Consider the following 17,672-nt stretch of genomic DNA (forward strand, 5'->3'; position numbering starts at 1 on the left):
CCCGGTCCTACCGTTCGACCAGCGCGAGGACCCGGCACGGGCTGCCGGATCCGGAGACGATCGGCAGCGGTCCGGCGATCACCACCGCGCCGGTCGTCGGCAACTGCGCCAGGTTGCGTAGCTGGGTCAGGCCGTACTTCTCCTGGCCGAGCAGGAACGAGTGGCACGGGAACGGCGGGTCGAACGAGTGCGCGGCGCCCGCGTCGGTGCCGACCGTCTCCACCCCGACGCCCTGGATCGGCGACTCCTCGGCCAGCCAGCGGGCGCACTCGACGGAGATGCCCGGGGTTCGCCCGGCGTTGGCGTACCGCTCGGGGTCGTCGCCGTACGCGTCCCAACCGGTGCGGTAGAGCAGCCAGCCACCGGTGGGCAGGGCACCATGTTCCGCCTCCCACGCCTTGATGTGCTCGACCTCGAGCAGGAAGTCACTGTTGTCGGCGGCGTCGGCCGCGTGGTCGATCACCACCGCCGGGGCGATCAACTGGCTCACCGGGACCTGCGAGACGTCCGCGCCGTGTTGACCGGAGACCCAGTGCACCGGCGCGTCGAAGTGGGTGCCGGTGTGCTCGCCGGTGGAGAAGTTGTTCCAGTACCAGGCCGGACCACGGTCGTCGTACCGGCTGATCTCACTGAGCCGGAACGGCCAGGTCTGGCCGAACTGCTCGGGCAGACCCAGGATCGGGGTCTGGTCCGAGAGCGGGGCGGTGAGGTCGACAACCTGGATCCGGCCGCTGGAAAGAGCGGCGACAAACTCCTGCAGCACCGTCATGCGGCGACGGTACACCGCACTCACGATCCACGATGGATGCCCGGACCGGTCACGTGATCTGCTCGGCCAGCGCGACGATGATGCCTGCGGGGCCACGGAGGTAACAGAGCCGGTAGCTGTTCTCGTATCGCACCACTTCGCCGACGAGCTCGGCTCCGTGTGGCCGCAGGCGGTCGAGGATGTCGTCGATGTCCTCGACGGCGAACATGACACGATGCGCGCCCAGCGTGTTCGCCGGCGCCCGCGGGTCACCGTCTGGGCTCGTCGGCGTGTGGTACCTGGTCAGCTCGAGCCGTCCGTGGCCGTCCGGGGTGCGCATCACCACGATGTCTGAGCGGACTCCCTTGAGCCCGACGAGGCGATCCACCGCGCTGCCCTCGACTGTCGCCTCACCTTCGAACTCCAGGCCGAGTGCGACGAAGAACGCCCTGGCAGCCGCGAGGTCGTCGACGACGATCGCGATGTTGTCCATCCGCTGGACCGTCCCCCGCCCAGGTTGGGGGTCCCGCTGGTCGGCGTCTTCCATGAGCCACAGATTACAATTCCGCCATGGACGACCCCACCCGCGGCGTACGAATCAGACGCGGTGGTCCGGCCGACGCACCCGCAGTGCTGACCATGCTCGACTCCGCGGTGGCCTGGATGAATGATCGCGGCAACACCGAGCAGTGGGGCACGACGCCGTTCTCGGAAAAGCCCGAACGGGTCGAGCTGGTCGACCGGTATCTGACCGAGAGCCTTCCGTTCATCGCGGAAATGGACGGAACGCCGGCCGCGGCACTGGTGTTGGATGCCGGGCCCGATCCGAAAGCACCGATCGCGCCTGCGGCAGAACCGGAGCGCTACGTCCGTCTCCTGGTTTCCGACCGACGATTCGCCGGCCGGAGCCTGGGGTCGGCCCTGTTGGCACACGCCGTGAACGAGACCCGACGAGCGGGCGTGCAGTTGCTACGGGTCGATTGCTGGGCGGGCGGCGGTGGCGAGTTGGTGGCGTTCTACGAGCGCCACGGGTTCACCCCCACCCACACCTTCCTGTCTGGGTCCTGGCCGGGTCAGGTGCTGGCCCAGCGGGTCGACTGAACCGCACTTCTTCACCTGAACCCTGGGCGCCGGCCGGTCCGGCCCTTACCGCAGGACGGGGACGGGCCCGGCGCAGAGAGTGCTCCTCCGCGCCGGGCCGCAGCTCCCGGATGGGTCAGCCGACGCAGACGGCGATCCTGCCCGGGCCGGTGCCGTTGCCCTGGAAGCCGAAGGTGGTCGACTGCCGGCCGGCGACGCGTCCGTTGTAGCTCACGTTGGTGAACTGGACGGCGCCGCTGGTGCCGCTGGCCTGCGCGTTCCAGGTGCCGGTGACCGCGGCGCCTGCGGGCAGTTCGACGGTCACCTTCCAGCCGTTGATTTCCGACTTGCCGGCGGTGACCGTCACGGTCGCAGTGAAGCCCTCGGCCCACTGGTTGACCGCCACATCCGCGTAGCAGCCGTCACCGGTCGGCGGCGAGCTGTTCGGCGGAGGGGTGGTCGGCGGGGTGGTCGTCGGCGGGGTGGTGGTCGGAGGAGTGGTCGTCGGCGGAGCGGTGGTCGGCGGGTTGGGCGCGCCGTTGGCCAGGCTGAAGGCCAGGTCGGGCTGGAACGAACCGGCCGTGTAGCGGCACCCGTCCGCCTCCCCCGGCGGCTTCACCCAGAGGTACGCGTCGATGTTGCTGTCGCCGGTGCTGGTCGTCGGGTACTGCCCGATGCGCCGGTCGGTGTTGTCGTCGCCGCACCAGTCCCCGCTGGCGCCTCCGTTACGGCTGGTGTCGATCACCTGGCGCTTGCCCGAGATGCCCATGCCGTTGAGGGCGGAGATGACGTTCCGGCCGAAGTTCGCCTCGCCGGAGGTGGAGTTGTAGTTCGACACGTTGGTGAAGAAGCCGTCGGCGTACTGCACGCCGGCCGCCCGGAGCCGGTTGGCCGTCTCCCCCGCGCTGTTCCAGGTGGAGTGACCGCCGTCGAGATACACCTTGGCGTTGGGGTTGGCCGACTTGATGGTCCGGGTGGCCGTCGAGATCGCCTCGTTGCGAGCGCTGATCTCGCCGCTGCTCAGGCACGTCAGCAGGGCGAGCGAGTCGGTTTCCAGGATGATGATGACGGTCTGGTTGCCCAGTCCCCTGGCGAAGTTGGACACCCACGTCTGGTACTGGTTGAGGTCCGGCGCCCCACCGGCGCTGGCTCCGCCGCAGTCCCGGTTGGTGATCTCGTACACCGCCAGCACCGGGATCTGCTGCGCCGCGTTGGCGGCGCCGATGTGCTCGGAGACCTCGGACTGCACTGTCGACGGGTTGAAGTTGGCGAACCAGCGGGCCTGCGGCTGGCTCGCGATCTTGTCGCGGATGACGGCGGTACGCGAGTCGCCGGGGTTCGCGGCGACCCAACGGACGACGGCCGAACTCGGGTCGCGGTAGAGCGAGCCGGACAGCGTGCCGGCGGAGGCACTGCCGACGGTCAGGCAGACGCCCACGACGGTGGCGGCCGCGACGGCCGCCATGCTGATGGCCGCCGATCTGCGGCGAAGCGAGGAGAGGGTAGGCACGACGTGTTGCCTCCTGATCACATAGATGTTTCCACGTTCATGGGAGCGTTCCCAGGACGGTATCGGAGGTGCGCGCCCCTGCCAAGACGTGGAGGCCCGTCGATGAGCAGGACCTCGTCATCCGTCAAGGCGGGACGAATGCACACTGATACTTGTCGATGTTGCCAGAACGGGCTCCGGCGTGCTGGAATGACTCACATCGCCGCAGCGCGGGGGCAACCGCGCTGGGGAACGGCCAGCGCGGGAGCATCGCAGTGCCGGCAGCGCGCCGCTTGGCGGACGCTCACATGCCGCATCGCCGGGCCATCTCCAGGACGACGGGCATCGTGCCGGGCAGGCATCCTCGCCCGCCGTAGGCATTCCTCACTGCGCATCCCCCGACGGCCGACGCGCTCGACGTCTGACACGCCGTGCATCCGATCCGGTCCGTCAGCGCACCAGAACCGGCGACGAATTGAGAAGCAATCATGATTTCCCGAGAACGTTTCGCGGGTTGGCACCGAAACCGCTATGTGTGGGTGGCGGTGATCCTGCTGGTGGTGTCGGCCGGCGCGGTCGTACTGCTCAACCGGGCCGACCCGGAGGCGAAGCCGGCCGATCTGCAGGGGCAGATCATGGCTCGGATGCGCACCACGCTCGAACAGGCGGACCCGGGGCAGCACAACCACGCCGGACACACTGCCCAGCAGGTGACCACCGAGAAGCCGGCAGTGATCTGCGGGGTCCGCGTCTACGGCTACGAGCCGGCCAAGGTCAGCGCGCTTGCCGACGTGCGAACGGTCTACGGCTTCCACCTCTGCGGAGTCGCCGAGCAGAAACGCCCCTGGGACGTGGCGGTCAAGCTGGCCGGCCCCGTGATCATGGACATGTCCACCGAACCTCCGGGCATCCAGGTGGTCGAGGCGACCGCCGACGTCATGTTCACCGACCGGCTGCGCGAGATGTTCCCGGAGAAGTACGCGGAGTTGGCGCTCAAGGAGGCGCTGACCGACTCGGAAATGGCCGACCAACGCCGCCGGTACGACGCCGCAGCCGGGCTCTGAAGGCTATGCGAAAGTGCCGCTGGTGCGTGCCGCGATGCGAATGGTGGTCCCTGCGGGTCCGCTGACGACGAGGAGGTAGTCAGCCATCTGCCCGACCACCCACAGGCCCATACCTCCCGTTTCGGACAGGGGTGGTCGCTCGGTGCGCGGAAGGTAGTGCGCGGTGTTGAAGCCCGGCCCGCAGTCGGTGACTTCACAGGTGAGCTGGCCATCCACGAGCAGGCGTAGGCCACCTCTGCCGCCCCCGTGCCGAATCACGTTGATCATCAGTTCGTTGACCGCAGTGACCCAGTTCTCGATCTCGTCGTGGCCGAGGCCGCACCGGCGGCTGGCGGCCTCAACCTCGCGTCGGACGCGGGTCAGGTCGGCGAGGGTGAACGACGTCGAGAGCAGCGGCTTCCTGGCGGAGGGAGCATGGTGGCCGAGCGGTGGGTTCGCCACTGCTTCCCCTCCCTGTCGGACGCGGAGCCGGTGAGCTTGTCGATGGCACGAGGGAGGACAGCTCTCCGGAACGGGTTCGCCGGACGATCAGTGCATCGATGTGACATGGGAAGATACCCCACCTCGGCGGCGCAACACTGTTGATCTCGCTGCTGGCATGCCGTCGGCGGTGTGCCGGCGTCTAGGCTGCCTGCGTGGCGGACGCCGAGCTGATGACCAATGACGAGCGGCTGCGTCGTATCGAGGCGATCACCGATGCCGCCCTGTCGGGGCTGCACGTCGCCGAGTTGCTCGACGAGCTGTTGGAACGCGTCCGTGACCTGCTCAAGGTCGACACCGCCACCATCCTGCTGCTGGACGAACACACCGGCGAGCTCGTCGCGACAGCGGCAAAAGGCCTGGAGGAAGAGGTACGTCGCGGTTTCCGCCTCCGGGTCGGACGCGGCTTCGCCGGGCGAGTGGCGGCGACACGTGCGCCGGTCACGATCCATGACGTCACGTCCGACGACGTGGTCAATCCCGTCCTGCTCGCCACGGGCGTACGTGCTCTGCTCGGCGTGCCCATGCTCGTCAACGGCGACCTCGTCGGCGTACTGCACGTCGGCTCCCTGGCCCTGCGGCGGTTCGGTCCCGACGACGTGCGGCTGTTGCAGCTGGTTGCCGATCGCGCCAGCCTCGCGGGTCGGGCCCGAGCGCAGGTCCTCGACCGGCAGGCAGCGCTGGCCCTGCAACGTAGCCTGCTGCCCGGCCGACTACCCGACATCCCCGGCCTGGACCTGGCCGCCCGGTACGTGCCCGGCCACGACCTGGGCATTGGTGGCGACTGGTACGACGTGTTCACGTTGCCCTCGGGTTGGCTGGGCACCGTCATCGGTGACGTCTCGGGCCACGGACTGCCGTCCGCCGTCGTCATGGGACGCATCCGCAGCGCGCTGCGCGCCTACGCCCTCGATTCCGACGATCCCGCCCAAGCGCTGACATCTCTCGACCGCAAGATCCACCATTTCGAAGCGGGCACCCTCACCACCGCCGTCTACGCCCTGATCACACCCGATCGCACGAGGGTGCACCTCTCCTCCGCCGGCCACCTGCCACCGCTGCTGGCTGTCCCCGGCCGTCCCACCGCGCTCGTCAACCTGACGGTGGACCGGCCACTCGGTGTGGGCAGACCATCAGCCACTCGCCGCAACACCGTGCTGGACCTACCACCGGGCGCGGCGCTCATCTTCTACACCGACGGACTGATCGAACGCCGCACCGAACTGATCGACACCGGCATCGAGCGCCTCGCCGACGCCGTGCGGTCCGGGCCAGCCGAGGCGTTGTGCGACCACATCATGGCCACAACCGCAGAGGAGCACCCCAACGACGACATCGCCCTCCTGGTCATCCGGCGCCAGCCACCGCCGGATTGAGCCGCTCGGGCAACCGTCGGCCACCTCCGCAGGGTCACGATGCCCTGATCAGGTGCGCTACTGCGTAAGGGCTGCCGTCGGGCTACCGGGGCAACTGGTGGCCGGTCCGATCAGCACGCAGCGAGCGCAGCGCCTCCACCACGGCGTCGGGTGCCCGCAACGGCACGAAATGGTCGGCGCCGGGTATCCGCACAAGGCGGCACCCGGGAATGCGTCGCGCGGCCTCGACGCAGGCCGGGACGAACGACTGGCGCTCGAGATCGCCGAGCAGCAGCACGCAGGGGGTGGCCACACTTTCCAGCCGGGACCACGCGTCGCCGTCATCAGTGAAGGCGTCGCCCCAGTTGAGCCAGAACCGAACCGCCGAGCGCAGCAGATCGACGACGAGCGGATCTCGGCCGGCGCGGGCCCATCGGGCGATGCCCTGTTCGAGGAAGATCTCCGGGTCGGAGCTGTCCGGCTCGTCGTCGGGATCGTGGGCGGGCGGGGCGCCAGAGATGCCGGGGCAGGCCAGCACCATCCCGCGGACCCGATCCGGCTCGGCGAGGGCGAGGTCGAGCGCGGTGCCGCCGCCCATGCTGCAACCGACGAACAACGCCGGCCCGACCTCGAGCCGATCGAGCACCCGACGCAGGTCGTCCAGCCGGGAGAACCGCCCGGCCGGCGGTGCTGAGCGCGCGAAGCCCCGCACGTCGTACCGGATCAGCCGGTGCTGCCCGGCGAGCCGCTCCCACACCGGGTCCCAGATGCGAGAGTCGCCAACGCCCGGATGCAGCAGCACGACGGGCGGAAGGCCACCCCCGGTGTCCTGGGCCCACACGGACCCGTCACCCACGTTGATGAACTGATCCACGGCTCCGAGCCTTCCACAGTCGAGTGACGCACAGTTCAGCAGGCGGTTCGAGCGTGGATGACCAAATTCTGTGGTCGCGCCGGACTCCTACCGGGACGACCACCAGGTCGAGGTGCCGGTGACGGCGAACCCCAAGGACTCGTACAGCGGCTGGCCCAGTCGGGAGGCGGTCAGCGTGACCAGCAGCTCCGCCATCGGAGCCAGGGATCCCAGCATGACCGCCCGCCCGACACCACGGGACCGGAACTCCGGTGCGGTTCCGACCCAGTAGTGACTGCCGAGCCCACCGTGCACGACCGTGACGCACACCCCGGCGATCTCGCCATCCAGGCTGGCGACGAACACGTCCACACCTGGTTGGCGGATCAACGCCGTCGGGAACATCTCGCCGGCTCGGTGGGGCACGAACCTGTCCAGCTCGAAAGCGGCGATCACGGTACGCTCCGCGGCTCGCAGGTCCTCCTCGCTTCGCAGCCGGATGACCGCCATCGCCGGCTCGGCCACGACGCCGGGCTGGCGCAGCATGACCGGCATCTGCCAGGAACGCATGTCGAGGTGGCGCAGATCCGTCGAGCTGAACGGGTCCTCGGCGTCCACCGGCCCGGTCGCCCGGGCCGCCAGTTCGGTGATCTCGGCCAGTTCCTCACGACGGAGGTCGGGCTCCTGGATCAGGATGCGCAGGCCCGCGCGCCCGTCGCCGACGACGGCGAGGAAGCCCCGCCGACGGAGCACCTCGTGGCCGCGGACCCGCCCGGTGGTGGCCCAGAAGGCAGCGGAGTTACGGGCCTGGCGCAGTGGCGCGTCGGAGGCGGACAGGGACCGGGCGCGTTCGTTCGCTTCTGTCGTCATGGCGGTAGTTGTCCCTTCGAAGGGGTCTCGACTCGGCGCGTGACACGGCGGGGCTAGGCAAAACTGAGGCCGCCGGCCCGGACGCGTTTGAGTTCGGAGAAGGCCCCGCAGGAGGCGAGCTGACGGGCACCGTCGAAGACGCGCAGGGCCTCTTCCCCGCGCGGGATCGAGGTCAGTACGGGGCCGAAGAACGCCACGTCGTCGACCACGATCGTCGGGGTGCCGAGGTCCTCGCCCACGAGTTGCTGTGCGCGGGCGGTGCTCGCCCGCATCCGCGGGTCGATGTCGCTGCGATGGGCGGCCCCGGCCAGGTCGGCGGGAAGGCCCGCCTCGGCAAGAGCCGCGGGGACGACGGCGTCGAAATCCTTGTCGCCCTCGTCGTGGATCCGGCGGCCGAGCGCCGCGTACAGACTCGCGAGGGCGGTCGGGCCGTGTTCGGCGGACACCGCCGTGCACACCCGCGCCGGCCCCCATGCCCGGTCGTTGAATTCGCGGTACCAGGGCTCCAGATCGCGATGCTCGTTGATCACCGCGAGGCTCATCACCTCGAACCGCAGATCGATCGGACGCATCCGTGCCACCTCCACCAGCCAGCGCGAGGTGATCCAGGCGAACGGACAGGACGGGTCCACGTACGCCGTGACCGTCGACGCACGGTCAGAATTATCTTCCATGGAAGGTAAGTTACCTTCCATGGAAGGTAGGATGCAACAGTGGATGACGACCGCATCACCCAGATCGTTGGTCAATGGCGACGCGAGCGACCAGACCTCGACCCCAGCCCGCTGCTGATCATCGGTCGGATCCAGCAGCTGGCCGTAGCACTCGACGCAGCCCTGCGGCCGCCGTTCGCCGCTGCGGACCTCGGCAACGGTGAGTTCGACGTGCTCGCGGCGCTGCGTCGCGAGGGTGATCCGTACGCGCTCACGGCCGGGCAGCTGAGCCAACGGATGCTCGTCACCACCGGTGCGGTGACCAAGCGGGTGGACCGGTTGATCGCCCGAGGGCTCGTGTCACGCTCGGTGTTCGAATCCGACGCGCGCGGCAGGGTGGTGGCGTTGACCCCGGCCGGGATGACGTTGATCGACCAGCTGATCGAGGAGCATCTGGCCAATGAGGCGCGCATCCTGCGTGGTCTCACCGACAGCGACCGCGCAGCGCTCGAGCGCCTACTGGCGACGCTGACCCGCGCCGTGGGTGCCTGAGTGCGAGCCCTCACTCGTTCCAGGGTCGGTGGGCGACGGTGAGGATGTGAGTCGTCGGCCAGTCGAGGGGCTGCCCATCGAGGTCGGCGAGAGAGGCGACCGGCGCGATCCGGTTGTCGATCACCCAGTCGTTGCGGACGGCGGTGGAGGCAGGACCGATCTCGAGGCCCGCTTCGGTCAGCAGTGTCGTCCACTCGGCGAAACTGAGGCCACAGAACTGTTCCTTCGTCTCGGAGAGCCAGTTGTCGGTGTAGTCCTTGCGGGTCAGGTAGTCCATCGCGGAGCCCAGCTCAAGCCGCACCGAGCCGTCGGGCAGCGCCTCGTAGTCGAAGGGGAACGCGAAGTCGACAGCGAACTGATCCAGCCGTGCCCGCGTCGACAGTCCGCCGACATACCGCCTGACCTCGGCGGAGTCGAGGCTGGCGAGGTCCCGGTGCGGCGATGCCGGGTTGTCGCCGTCATCCGCCACGAGTCGCAGGATCACCGGACGGTGGGGATCGTCCGGACCACACACGTCGCTGTTGATCCAGACGCCACCGGGCACGGTGTGGTCGTGGATGCGGCGGGCGAACTGCAACAGTGACTCCCGCTGCCGCCCGTACGACCAGATCTCATGGGTCAGCGCGAAGGTGAGGGTGGTGTCCACCGACCGGTCCTTGAAGACCGCGCCACCGAGGACGTTCCGGTGGAAGAAGTACACGTTGGCGTTGCGGAACACGCCCTGCGCCTTCTTGTGCAGGCACTCCTGAAAGAGGTGTCGGGCGACCTCGACGCCGATGAGGTCACTCTCGTGCAGGCCGGCCTCCCGGTCGGCCAACTCCAGGATCGCCCCGGCGCCACAGCCGATATCCACGATCCGACCGGGTTGCACGTACTGCCGGACGGCGTCCCACTTGCGCTCGGCGGCGCCGGCGAAGGCCTCTACGTAGGTCCGGTAGTCGCGGGTGACGGTAAGGCCACCCTCGTCGCCGACGAGAGGGTCGTTGACCACCATGCGGATCTCGTCGACCAGACGGTAGCGCTCGAAGACGTCGATCGTCGCCGGGTGCGTCAGCTTGCGCCACGTGTCGTCGCCAGCGGCCAGGCGCAGCAGGACATCCCAGGGCCGTTCGGGCGTGGTACGCAGCTCCGGGTCGGCCTCGACCTGCGCGATGGTGAAACCGAGCCGCTCGTACAGCTTGGCGACCTGCGGCGTCGAGCATGCCACCAGGGTGTCGGCAGGAGTGAGTTCGAGTCCGGTGGCTACCGCGATGTTCTTGAGGGTCACCTCGGCGAAGGCATCGGTGTACGCGGTGTCGAAGATCGGCACGACCACCGACCGCAGCCCGCTCAGCACGCTGAATCGCTCGATCGCGGCCTCCCGCCGGTGGTACGGGACCGGATTGCGCTTGGTGTTCTCGTGGTTGGCGGAGGTCACCGCCCAGACGATCGTGACAGCGCCGTCCTCGGCGAGCCGCCGCAGGTAGTCAGCCTGGAAGCAGGTCAGCAGGTGATGGCGCCCCGGGAAGAGCACGAAGCGGGTGGACGGGCCAGCCATGGTCACCCCACGTTGTCCGGGCCGATGTGCGGCCCGCGATCATAACGGGAGGCTTGTTGCGGTCATCCGACCGGGACGGCGACGACGCCCTTCCGGAGCTGCGACCGACGTGGCGAGGGTCGGCGCCTCAGCACGAGCCGTTGACCTGGCTGGCCGATCCGGTGTACAGGTACGCGTCGGGGACCCAGGTGCCGTCGGTCAGCTTGTTCCACAGGGTGCTGGCGCCCCAGCGGCCGGTCAGACTGGTGCCGTTCGACGAGCAGGCGATGCTCGCTGTGGCACCGTCCGCGAGCGAGCCGACGACGCCGTACCCGGTGCCCGGCCCGGACCGCCGGCTGATCGACGTGCCGCCGTTGCTGTCGACGATTCCCTGGGTGAAGCCGAGTGCGCCGTAGTTGTAGAGCGCCCCGCCGACGTAGACGCGTTTCGAGCCGTGCAGCGCGGAGCCCTCGTAGGCCGTGCTGCCCTCCCGCGGCACCCACTTGCCCAGGTTGTGGGTCGCGATCGCCACGTACGCGCTGTTCTGCCGGAGCCCCAGGTGCACGTGCCGGCTGCTGGCAGAGCCGCCGCAGGTGATGTCGGTGCCGGTGTCGCCGAGGTAGGTGCCCGCCGAGACGGACGCGCCGTCGACGTTGATGTTGTTCCAGAGGTGGTAGTAGTCCGTGGCGTACCCCCGGTCGTGGATCACCCGGATCCAGCCCTTGCACATCGTGTACGCGGTGCCGGCGCGCACGGCCAGCACCCGCTGGTCACCGCCTTGGAGATCGATCGAGCTGAACGGTCGCGGGGAGCCCGACCAGCCGTGCGGGCCACCTCGCAGGGTCCAGGACTGGCCGACGGTGAACGGCAGGCGCATGCCGGTGCGGAAGTCTCCGTTGGCGGCCAGGGTGCCGGGGGCCGTGAGAGCGGCCATTTCCTGTCGGGGGACGACGGAGGCGGGCGCGGCCGCGGTCAGTTCGGCGAAGGTGGCCTCCCCCTCGAAGGCGACCTGCCAGTCGCCGCGCTGGTGGCGGGCGACGAAGATCCAGCCGGACGGGTAGAGCCCCTCCTCCTGCGGAGCGACGAGCACCGCGGTGCCGAATGCCCAGGCCCGGCCGTCCCGGCGGGTGACTGTCACCCGGGTGTCCGCCGGACCGGCGGCGCGGGCTCCCTGGCCCGCCGCGACCGCGGCCTCCTCGAGCAGCCTGTGCTGCACGGCGATCGTGACGTCATTGGCCGGCGCGGCGTGGGCGCCGCTCGGCACGGTGCTGATCATGGTGGCAACGAGCAGCATCGCCGTGGCGGTACCGAGCCAGCGTTGAGTAATGATCATGTCCTCTCCAGAGGGGGTTGAGAGGCTGATGTATACCGCAGGACGCTATACCGCAGATCGATCTTTGTCTATGAGTGGGAGGGCGCGCTAGCCGGCGGTGGCCTCACGCTGGATCTGCGCGAACTGGGCGGCCATCGCGGCTGCCAGGGCCTGCGCGGCGGACAGCGGGCGAACCATCACGGTGAACTCGTCGATCAGGCCGTTTTCGTCCAGGTGCAGGAAGTCGCAACCTTCGACGGCGACGTCGCCGATCCGCGCCTCGAACACCAGCGCGTGATCGCGATCGTCGTCACCGCTCAGCTCACGGACGTACCGGAAATCCTCGAACACCCGCAGCACGCCCCGCAGGATCGCCGCGGTGATTGCCTTGCCCGGATACGGCTTGAACGCCACCGGGCTGCGAAAAACCACATCGTCGGCCAGGGCCGCCGTGATGGCATCGGGATCGCGTGCCTCAACCGCCGCGCGAAAGTCGATCACCACGCCAGCGTACGGGGTTTTCCCGGCCGCCGGTCACCCCAGTTCTCGTCGAGCCGGCACCCGTTGGAGCGGCCACGATCCGTGGAGCCAGCAGGCTGCCTCGACCAATCCGGTCATATTTGGTGGACGACCTGAACCGGCTGTGCCAGCCTGACCGGAGGTTGCCACCACGGGGCCCGGTGCCATGACGGATCGAACCGACCGACGGGAGCACGGCGATGCGAGGACTCGAAACCTTCCCGCCCATCCGGACGCGAGCTTTCGAGGACCCGTCAGCCCATGCAGACCATCAACCTTGGCATCGTCGCCCACGTCGACGCCGGTAAGACCAGTCTGACCGAACGCCTGCTGCACGCCACCGGTGTCACCGACCGGCTCGGCAGTGTCGACGCGGGCACCACGCAGACCGACACCGGCGAGATCGAGCGCCGCAGGGGCATCACCATCCGCAGTGCCGTCGCCGCGTTCGGATTACCCGACCGCCAGGTCAACCTGCTCGACACCCCCGGGCACAGCGACTTCGTGGCCGAGGTCGAACGCGCGCTGGGGGTGCTCGACGCGGCGATCCTGGTGCTGTCGGCCGTCGAGGGGGTGCAACCGCACAGCCGGCGGATCATGCGAATCCTCCGGTCACTCCGGCTACCCACGCTGATCTTCGTCAACAAGATCGACCGGAGGGGTGCCCGCACCGACGAGCTGGTCGCGGACGTACGACGGCTGCTCACCCCGGCCGTCGCCCCGCTGGGCACGGTCCGCGGGCCCGGCACCCCCGAGGCCGCCTTCCGGCTCGACGATCCGCGGTACGACCGCAGCGCCGCCCACCGGCTCGCCGAGGCCCTCGCCGAGCACGACGACGATCTGCTGGCCACCCTCGTGGACGACCTGCCACCCGACCCCGATCGGATCGACAAGTCGCTTCGGGTCCAGGTAGCGGCCGGGCAGGTCCACCCCCTGCTGTTCGGCTCGGCGCTGTCCGGAGCCGGCGTACCGGAACTGCTGGACGCCATCGCGGCCCTGCTTCCGGCGTCGCCACCGGCGGAGCCCGAGCCGCGGGCCCGGGTCTTCGCCATCGAACGCGACCCCGCCGGCGAGCGGGTGGCGTACCTGCGGTCGTACGCCGGGGAGCTTCGGGCCCGCCAGCGGGTCATCGCGTACCGCCGGGAGCCGGACGGCCAGATCACCGCGACCCGCGCCCGGATCACCCGGCTCGACGTGATCGGCGCGCCCACCGACCAGGCCGAGCCGACCGGCCGGGACGACCTGCCGGCCGCGCTGACCGCCGGGTACATCGCCCGGGTCACCGGCCTGACCGGGGTACGCCTCGGCGACCAGCTCGGCAGCTCGGCCGGCCTCGACGGGCGGTCGTACTTTCCGGCACCGACCATGGAGGCGGTGGTGCGGCCCCGTGACCCGGCCCGGACGCTGGCGCTGCACGCCGCGTTGCTGGACATCGCGGACACCGACCCGTTCATCCGGACCCGGGTGGCCCCGGATGGCGGCACGAGCGTGCTGCTCTACGGCGAGGTGCAGCGCGAGGTGCTGGCCGCCACGCTGGCCGAGGCGTACGGGATCGAGGCCGATTTCGGGACGGGCCGCCTCATGCACGTCGAGCGGCCAACCGGCACCGGCTCGGCGGTGGAGATCATCGGGCACGGTTTCTTCGGCACCGTCGGGTTCCGGGTCGAGCCCGGCTCCGCGGTGGACTACCGGCTGGAGGTCGAGCTCGGCTCGCTGCCGCTGTCGTTCCACAAGGCCATCGAGGAGGCCACCCGGGCCGCCCTCGACCAGGGTTGTCACGGCTGGCCGGTCACCGACATCCGGGTAACCCTCACGCACAGCGGCTACTGGTCGCCGATCACCACTGCCGGGCACTTCCGGGACCTGGCGCCGTACGTCCTCATGCAGGCGCTCGCCGAGGCCGGCACCCGGGTCTACGAGCCGTGCCGGCGGTTCGAGGCGGAGGTACCGGCCGACCGGCTCGGCGCTGTCACGTCGTACCTGGGCCGGCTCGGCGCCCGCATCGACGGCACCGACGAGATTGCCGCCGGCTGGCGGATCGGCGGGGTGCTGCCGGCGCGGCTCGAACCGGAGGCGCAGCGGCGGCTGCCTGACCTGTCCAGCGGGGAAGGGCTGTGGTCGTCGGTGCCCGGCGGCGACCGCCTGGTGTCCGGTGACCCGCCGCACCGACCCCGCACCGACGGCAACCCGTTCGACCGGGTGGAGTACCTGCGGTTCCTCGCCCAGCCGAGGAACCGAAACTGAAAGGGCCCGCGCGAGATGCGCGGACCCTTTCAGAATGCGATCAGCGCCAGCCGCGTGGGCCGAGCACCGGCTTCCAGTTGACCGCCGCGTTCGGGTCACCGCTGCCGTCGTAGCCTGCCCGCAGCGGGTACGCGTACACCGGACGTTCCGTCGTGGTCACGCCACCGCTCACCTTGCTGGCCAGCACCGACGTCGGCGCCTGACCCCGCTCAGTCCAGGCGCGGATCGCGCCGAGCCAGTCGACCCGGTCGGCGCCGGGACCGCCGGAGCAGTGGTAGACGCCGGGCAGCAGGAACAACCGGGCGAACTGCTGTGCGCGGCCCAGCGAGCCATACCGCTTCACCACGTCCTCGTAGTACTGGATCGTGCCGAACGGGGTGATCAGCGGGTCAGCCAGACCGTGGTAGAGCATCAGCTTGCCGCCCGCCCTGCGGAAGGCGTCGAGATCGGTGGTGTCGGCGTTGTAGACCTTCGCCATCCTGTCGAGCTCTGCCGCGTCCCGGCTCGGGTCGAAGTCCCAGAGCGAGTAGCTTGCCCCCGGGTCGGTCGGGAAGGCCAGGTAGCGCAGGACCTGTTCGGCGAACGCACCGCCACCGCTCAGACCGGTCGGCGACGTGCTGATGTCGGAACCGACCCAGCCGCCCTCGGAACCCAACGGCAGCCCGCCCGGATACAGCGCGCGACCACGGTTGTCGCGCGGGCTGTCGTACCACTTCTTCACCACCGCGACCTGCGCGGCGCTGAGGCAACCTGCTGCGGCTGCCCCCTGCGGGCAGAGCTGCGTCGCCGGGTCGAACCGGCAGGCGCGTGGGTCGTCCACGACACCGTCCTTCACGACACCGTCGCAGGCGGCCTGCACGCCCTGGTTGACGACCGCCGCGGCGGCGGCGTCGACGATCTGGTTGCGGTCGGCGTCCCGGTTCTGCTGCTCGCGCACGCCCTGCGAGAGCGGGGCGAGGTAGTTCTGCCGGTTGGCCGGTGCGCCGGCGACGATGCCGTCGAAGTCACCGGGCCAGCGCTGCGCCTCGATCAGCGCCTGCCGACCACCGGTCGAACAACCCACGAAATAGGAGTACGCGGGGGCATGGCGGGTCATTCCCTTGAGGAGCGTCTTGGCCGCGAGCGCGGTCAGGTGCTCGGAGAGGTAGCCCCAGGTGTTCTGCGCGGCCTTGTTGTTGAGTCCGAACGAGGCGTCCGAGCCGCTGCCGACGTGGCCGGTGTCGTCGGAGGCGACCGCGTAGCCGAGGTCGACGTTGCCGTTGCCGGAGGTGCCGGCCGTCGGGATGCTGCCGCAGAAGCCGCCGCCGCCCAGCTGGACGTAGCGGCGGTTCCAGTCGGTAGGCACCTGCAGACGCAGCTGGATCACCGAGGTGCTGCCGTCGTCGGCACCGACCGTGATTGCGGCCCGGACGTCGCAGTAGGCCGTGGCCGCCGCCGTGGCGCCGGTCGTGGCGGAGCTGACCGTCGTCGGGTAGCCGACGGCGCGGCTGAGCTTCCCGGCGGCGGCGGTCGTGGAGCAGTCGAGTCGCGGCTTGGCGTGTGCGATGCCGGGCGCCGCGGCGACGGTGAGACCGGCGGCGACGACCACGGCGGAGAGGAGACGTAACCTGTGGAGCACATTGGCCTCCGATGTTTCGCTAGGCGGAACGCGGCAATATCGTCACGGCCTGGGAGTGACGCTAGAGCTGGGCGAATGACCTGTCAACATCCACGCCTGTCGTTCCGCTGGGCGGAACCTACCCGAGCACGTCGCGCTCCCGCAGGGCCGCCATCTCCTCCGCCGACAGGCCCAGCTCGTCGCCGAGCACCGCGTCCGTGTCGGCACCCAGCGCGCGGCCGGTGAACCGGATCCGGCCCGGTGTTCGACTCATCCGCCACAGCACGTTCTGCATCCGGACCGGCCCCAGATCCGGATCGTCCACGGTGGTCACCAGATCCAGTGCTCGCACCTGCGGGTCGTCGAGCAACTCGCTCGGCTTGTAGACCGGCGCCACCGCCGCCCCCGCCTCCTCGAACGCGCGCAGCACCTCGTCGCGGGTCCGCGCCCCGATCCACTCCCCCACGTAGCCGTCGAGCAGGTCGGCGTGCTGCGCCCGCTGGCGACCGGTGGCGAACCACGGCTCGTCGATCACCTCCGGGTGGCCGACCAGCGTCAGCACCCGCCGAGCGATACTGTCGGCGCTCGTGGAAATGGCCACCCACTGCCCGTCAGCCGTCCGGTAGGTGTTGCGCGGCGCATTGTTGAGTGACCGGTTGCCGGTGCGCTGCTGATCGATGCCGAGCTGGTCGGCGTAGATCACGCCGGGCCCGACAGCCGTCATGATGGGGCTGAGCAGGTCGAGGTCGATCTCCTGACCCTGGCCGTCCTTCTCCCGCTGGAACAGCGCCATTGAGACCGCCGCCGCACCCGCCATCCCGGCGATCGAGTCGGCCAGACCGAACGCCGGCAACGTCGGAGGGCCGTTCGGGTCGCCGGTCAGGTGAGCGAAGCCGCTCATCGACTCGACGAGCGTGCCGAAGGCCGGCCGCGCCGCGTACGGGCCGGACTGACCGAAGCCGGTGACCCGCAGCAGGATCAGCCGCGGATTGTCCGCGGAGAGCACGTCGTAGCCGAGGCCCCAGCGCTCCAGCGTGCCGGGCCGGAAGTTCTCGATCACGACGTCGGCGGTGGCGGCGAGCTTGCGGAAGATCTCCGCCCCGGCCGGGTCACCGAGATAGAGCCCGACCGTCCGTTTGTTGCGGGCGACCATCTTCCACCACAGCGGCTGGTCGTCCTTGGCCAACCCATGCCCGCGCATGCCGTCCCCGCGGCCAGGGTGCTCGATCTTGATGACCTCGGCGCCGAAATCGCCGAGCATCTGCGCCACCAGCGGGCCGGCCAGGATGGTCGACAGGTCGAGCACCCGCAGGCCGGCCAGCGGTCCGTCGTTCACACTG

The 17,672-nt window shown here is 69.8% G+C and carries 17 protein-coding genes; 5 read left to right on the top strand and 12 right to left on the bottom strand.

Annotation, left to right across the window (positions count from 1 at the left end; translation table 11 throughout):
* Positions 1-7: 7 nt before the first annotated feature.
* Both KBX34_RS11110 and KBX34_RS11115 read right to left on the bottom strand, forming a co-directional pair.
* The gene (locus tag KBX34_RS11110) at positions 8-769 is read right to left on the bottom strand and encodes a cyclase family protein (RefSeq protein WP_210924839.1); all 762 of its coding nucleotides are present in this window, start codon (positions 767-769) and stop codon (positions 8-10) included.
* 49 nt (positions 770-818) lie between these two features.
* Positions 819-1,295 carry a VOC family protein gene (locus KBX34_RS11115; RefSeq protein ID WP_247671696.1) on the bottom strand — a complete coding sequence of 159 codons (477 nt, stop codon included), beginning with the start codon at positions 1,293-1,295 and terminating at the stop codon, positions 819-821.
* A 92-nt stretch (positions 1,296-1,387) separates the two neighbouring features.
* Between KBX34_RS11115 and KBX34_RS11120 the strand changes: the two genes are divergently transcribed.
* Complete coding sequence (locus tag KBX34_RS11120) at positions 1,388-1,849, top strand: GNAT family N-acetyltransferase (RefSeq protein WP_247671706.1); 462 nt, start codon at positions 1,388-1,390, stop codon at positions 1,847-1,849.
* 115 nt (positions 1,850-1,964) lie between these two features.
* Here KBX34_RS11120 and KBX34_RS11125 read toward each other — a convergent pair whose 3' ends face one another.
* Entirely contained in the window at positions 1,965-3,293 is a 1,329-nt protein-coding gene (locus KBX34_RS11125; RefSeq protein ID WP_210924842.1) for a glycoside hydrolase family 6 protein, read from the bottom strand.
* A 512-nt stretch (positions 3,294-3,805) separates the two neighbouring features.
* Between KBX34_RS11125 and KBX34_RS11130 the strand changes: the two genes are divergently transcribed.
* On the top strand, positions 3,806-4,381 hold the full coding sequence (locus tag KBX34_RS11130; RefSeq protein ID WP_210924844.1) for a hypothetical protein: 576 nt from the start codon (positions 3,806-3,808) through the stop codon (positions 4,379-4,381).
* A gap of 3 nt (positions 4,382-4,384) precedes the next feature.
* Here KBX34_RS11130 and KBX34_RS11135 read toward each other — a convergent pair whose 3' ends face one another.
* The gene (locus KBX34_RS11135; protein WP_210793784.1) at positions 4,385-4,822 is read right to left on the bottom strand and encodes an ATP-binding protein; all 438 of its coding nucleotides are present in this window, start codon (positions 4,820-4,822) and stop codon (positions 4,385-4,387) included.
* Between the two features lie 194 nt (positions 4,823-5,016).
* On the opposite strand from KBX34_RS11135, the gene KBX34_RS11140 reads away from it, so the two are divergent.
* Positions 5,017-6,237 (top strand): SpoIIE family protein phosphatase, encoded by a 1,221-nt coding sequence (locus tag KBX34_RS11140; RefSeq protein ID WP_307871374.1) that lies wholly within the window; start codon positions 5,017-5,019, stop codon positions 6,235-6,237.
* 82 nt (positions 6,238-6,319) lie between these two features.
* Here KBX34_RS11140 and KBX34_RS11145 read toward each other — a convergent pair whose 3' ends face one another.
* The 3 genes from KBX34_RS11145 to KBX34_RS11155 all read right to left on the bottom strand — a co-directional run bounded on the left by KBX34_RS11145 (position 6,320) and on the right by KBX34_RS11155 (position 8,886).
* Positions 6,320-7,090, bottom strand: coding sequence for an alpha/beta fold hydrolase (locus KBX34_RS11145; protein ID WP_210793783.1), 771 nt, complete (start codon positions 7,088-7,090; stop codon positions 6,320-6,322).
* A gap of 87 nt (positions 7,091-7,177) precedes the next feature.
* Positions 7,178-7,939, bottom strand: a complete 762-nt coding sequence (locus KBX34_RS11150) for a GNAT family N-acetyltransferase (protein ID WP_210924846.1) — start codon at positions 7,937-7,939, stop codon at positions 7,178-7,180.
* 53 nt (positions 7,940-7,992) lie between these two features.
* The gene (locus tag KBX34_RS11155) at positions 7,993-8,886 is read right to left on the bottom strand and encodes a hypothetical protein (protein WP_247671718.1); all 894 of its coding nucleotides are present in this window, start codon (positions 8,884-8,886) and stop codon (positions 7,993-7,995) included.
* On the opposite strand from KBX34_RS11155, the gene KBX34_RS33505 reads away from it, so the two are divergent.
* Complete coding sequence (locus tag KBX34_RS33505; protein ID WP_307871376.1) at positions 8,824-9,144, top strand: MarR family transcriptional regulator; 321 nt, start codon at positions 8,824-8,826, stop codon at positions 9,142-9,144. The two genes, KBX34_RS11155 and KBX34_RS33505, sit on opposite strands and share 63 nt — an antisense overlap.
* A gap of 10 nt (positions 9,145-9,154) precedes the next feature.
* On the opposite strand, the gene KBX34_RS11165 is transcribed toward KBX34_RS33505, so the two are convergent.
* From KBX34_RS11165 to KBX34_RS11175, 3 genes are all read right to left on the bottom strand, one after another.
* On the bottom strand, positions 9,155-10,681 hold the full coding sequence (locus KBX34_RS11165; RefSeq protein WP_210924851.1) for a methyltransferase domain-containing protein: 1,527 nt from the start codon (positions 10,679-10,681) through the stop codon (positions 9,155-9,157).
* Between the two features lie 127 nt (positions 10,682-10,808).
* Positions 10,809-11,993, bottom strand: coding sequence for a peptidase M23 (locus KBX34_RS11170; RefSeq protein ID WP_210924852.1), 1,185 nt, complete (start codon positions 11,991-11,993; stop codon positions 10,809-10,811).
* A gap of 87 nt (positions 11,994-12,080) precedes the next feature.
* Positions 12,081-12,473, bottom strand: coding sequence for a nuclear transport factor 2 family protein (locus KBX34_RS11175; protein WP_210793778.1), 393 nt, complete (start codon positions 12,471-12,473; stop codon positions 12,081-12,083).
* A 279-nt stretch (positions 12,474-12,752) separates the two neighbouring features.
* Here KBX34_RS11175 and KBX34_RS11180 point away from each other — a divergent pair, with 279 nt between their 5' ends.
* Positions 12,753-14,735 carry a GTP-binding protein gene (locus KBX34_RS11180; protein ID WP_210924854.1) on the top strand — a complete coding sequence of 661 codons (1,983 nt, stop codon included), beginning with the start codon at positions 12,753-12,755 and terminating at the stop codon, positions 14,733-14,735.
* Positions 14,736-14,775: 40 nt separating this feature from the next.
* On the opposite strand, the gene KBX34_RS11185 is transcribed toward KBX34_RS11180, so the two are convergent.
* The gene (locus tag KBX34_RS11185) at positions 14,776-16,353 is read right to left on the bottom strand and encodes a tannase/feruloyl esterase family alpha/beta hydrolase (RefSeq protein WP_210924856.1); all 1,578 of its coding nucleotides are present in this window, start codon (positions 16,351-16,353) and stop codon (positions 14,776-14,778) included.
* A gap of 118 nt (positions 16,354-16,471) precedes the next feature.
* Complete coding sequence (locus tag KBX34_RS11190; RefSeq protein WP_221629553.1) at positions 16,472-17,668, bottom strand: CaiB/BaiF CoA-transferase family protein; 1,197 nt, start codon at positions 17,666-17,668, stop codon at positions 16,472-16,474.
* Positions 17,669-17,672: the final 4 nt, after the last annotated feature.

It is taken from the genome of Micromonospora sp. M61 (assembly GCF_018070245.1).
GTDB classification, from domain to species: Bacteria; Actinomycetota; Actinomycetes; order Mycobacteriales; family Micromonosporaceae; genus Micromonospora; species Micromonospora zamorensis.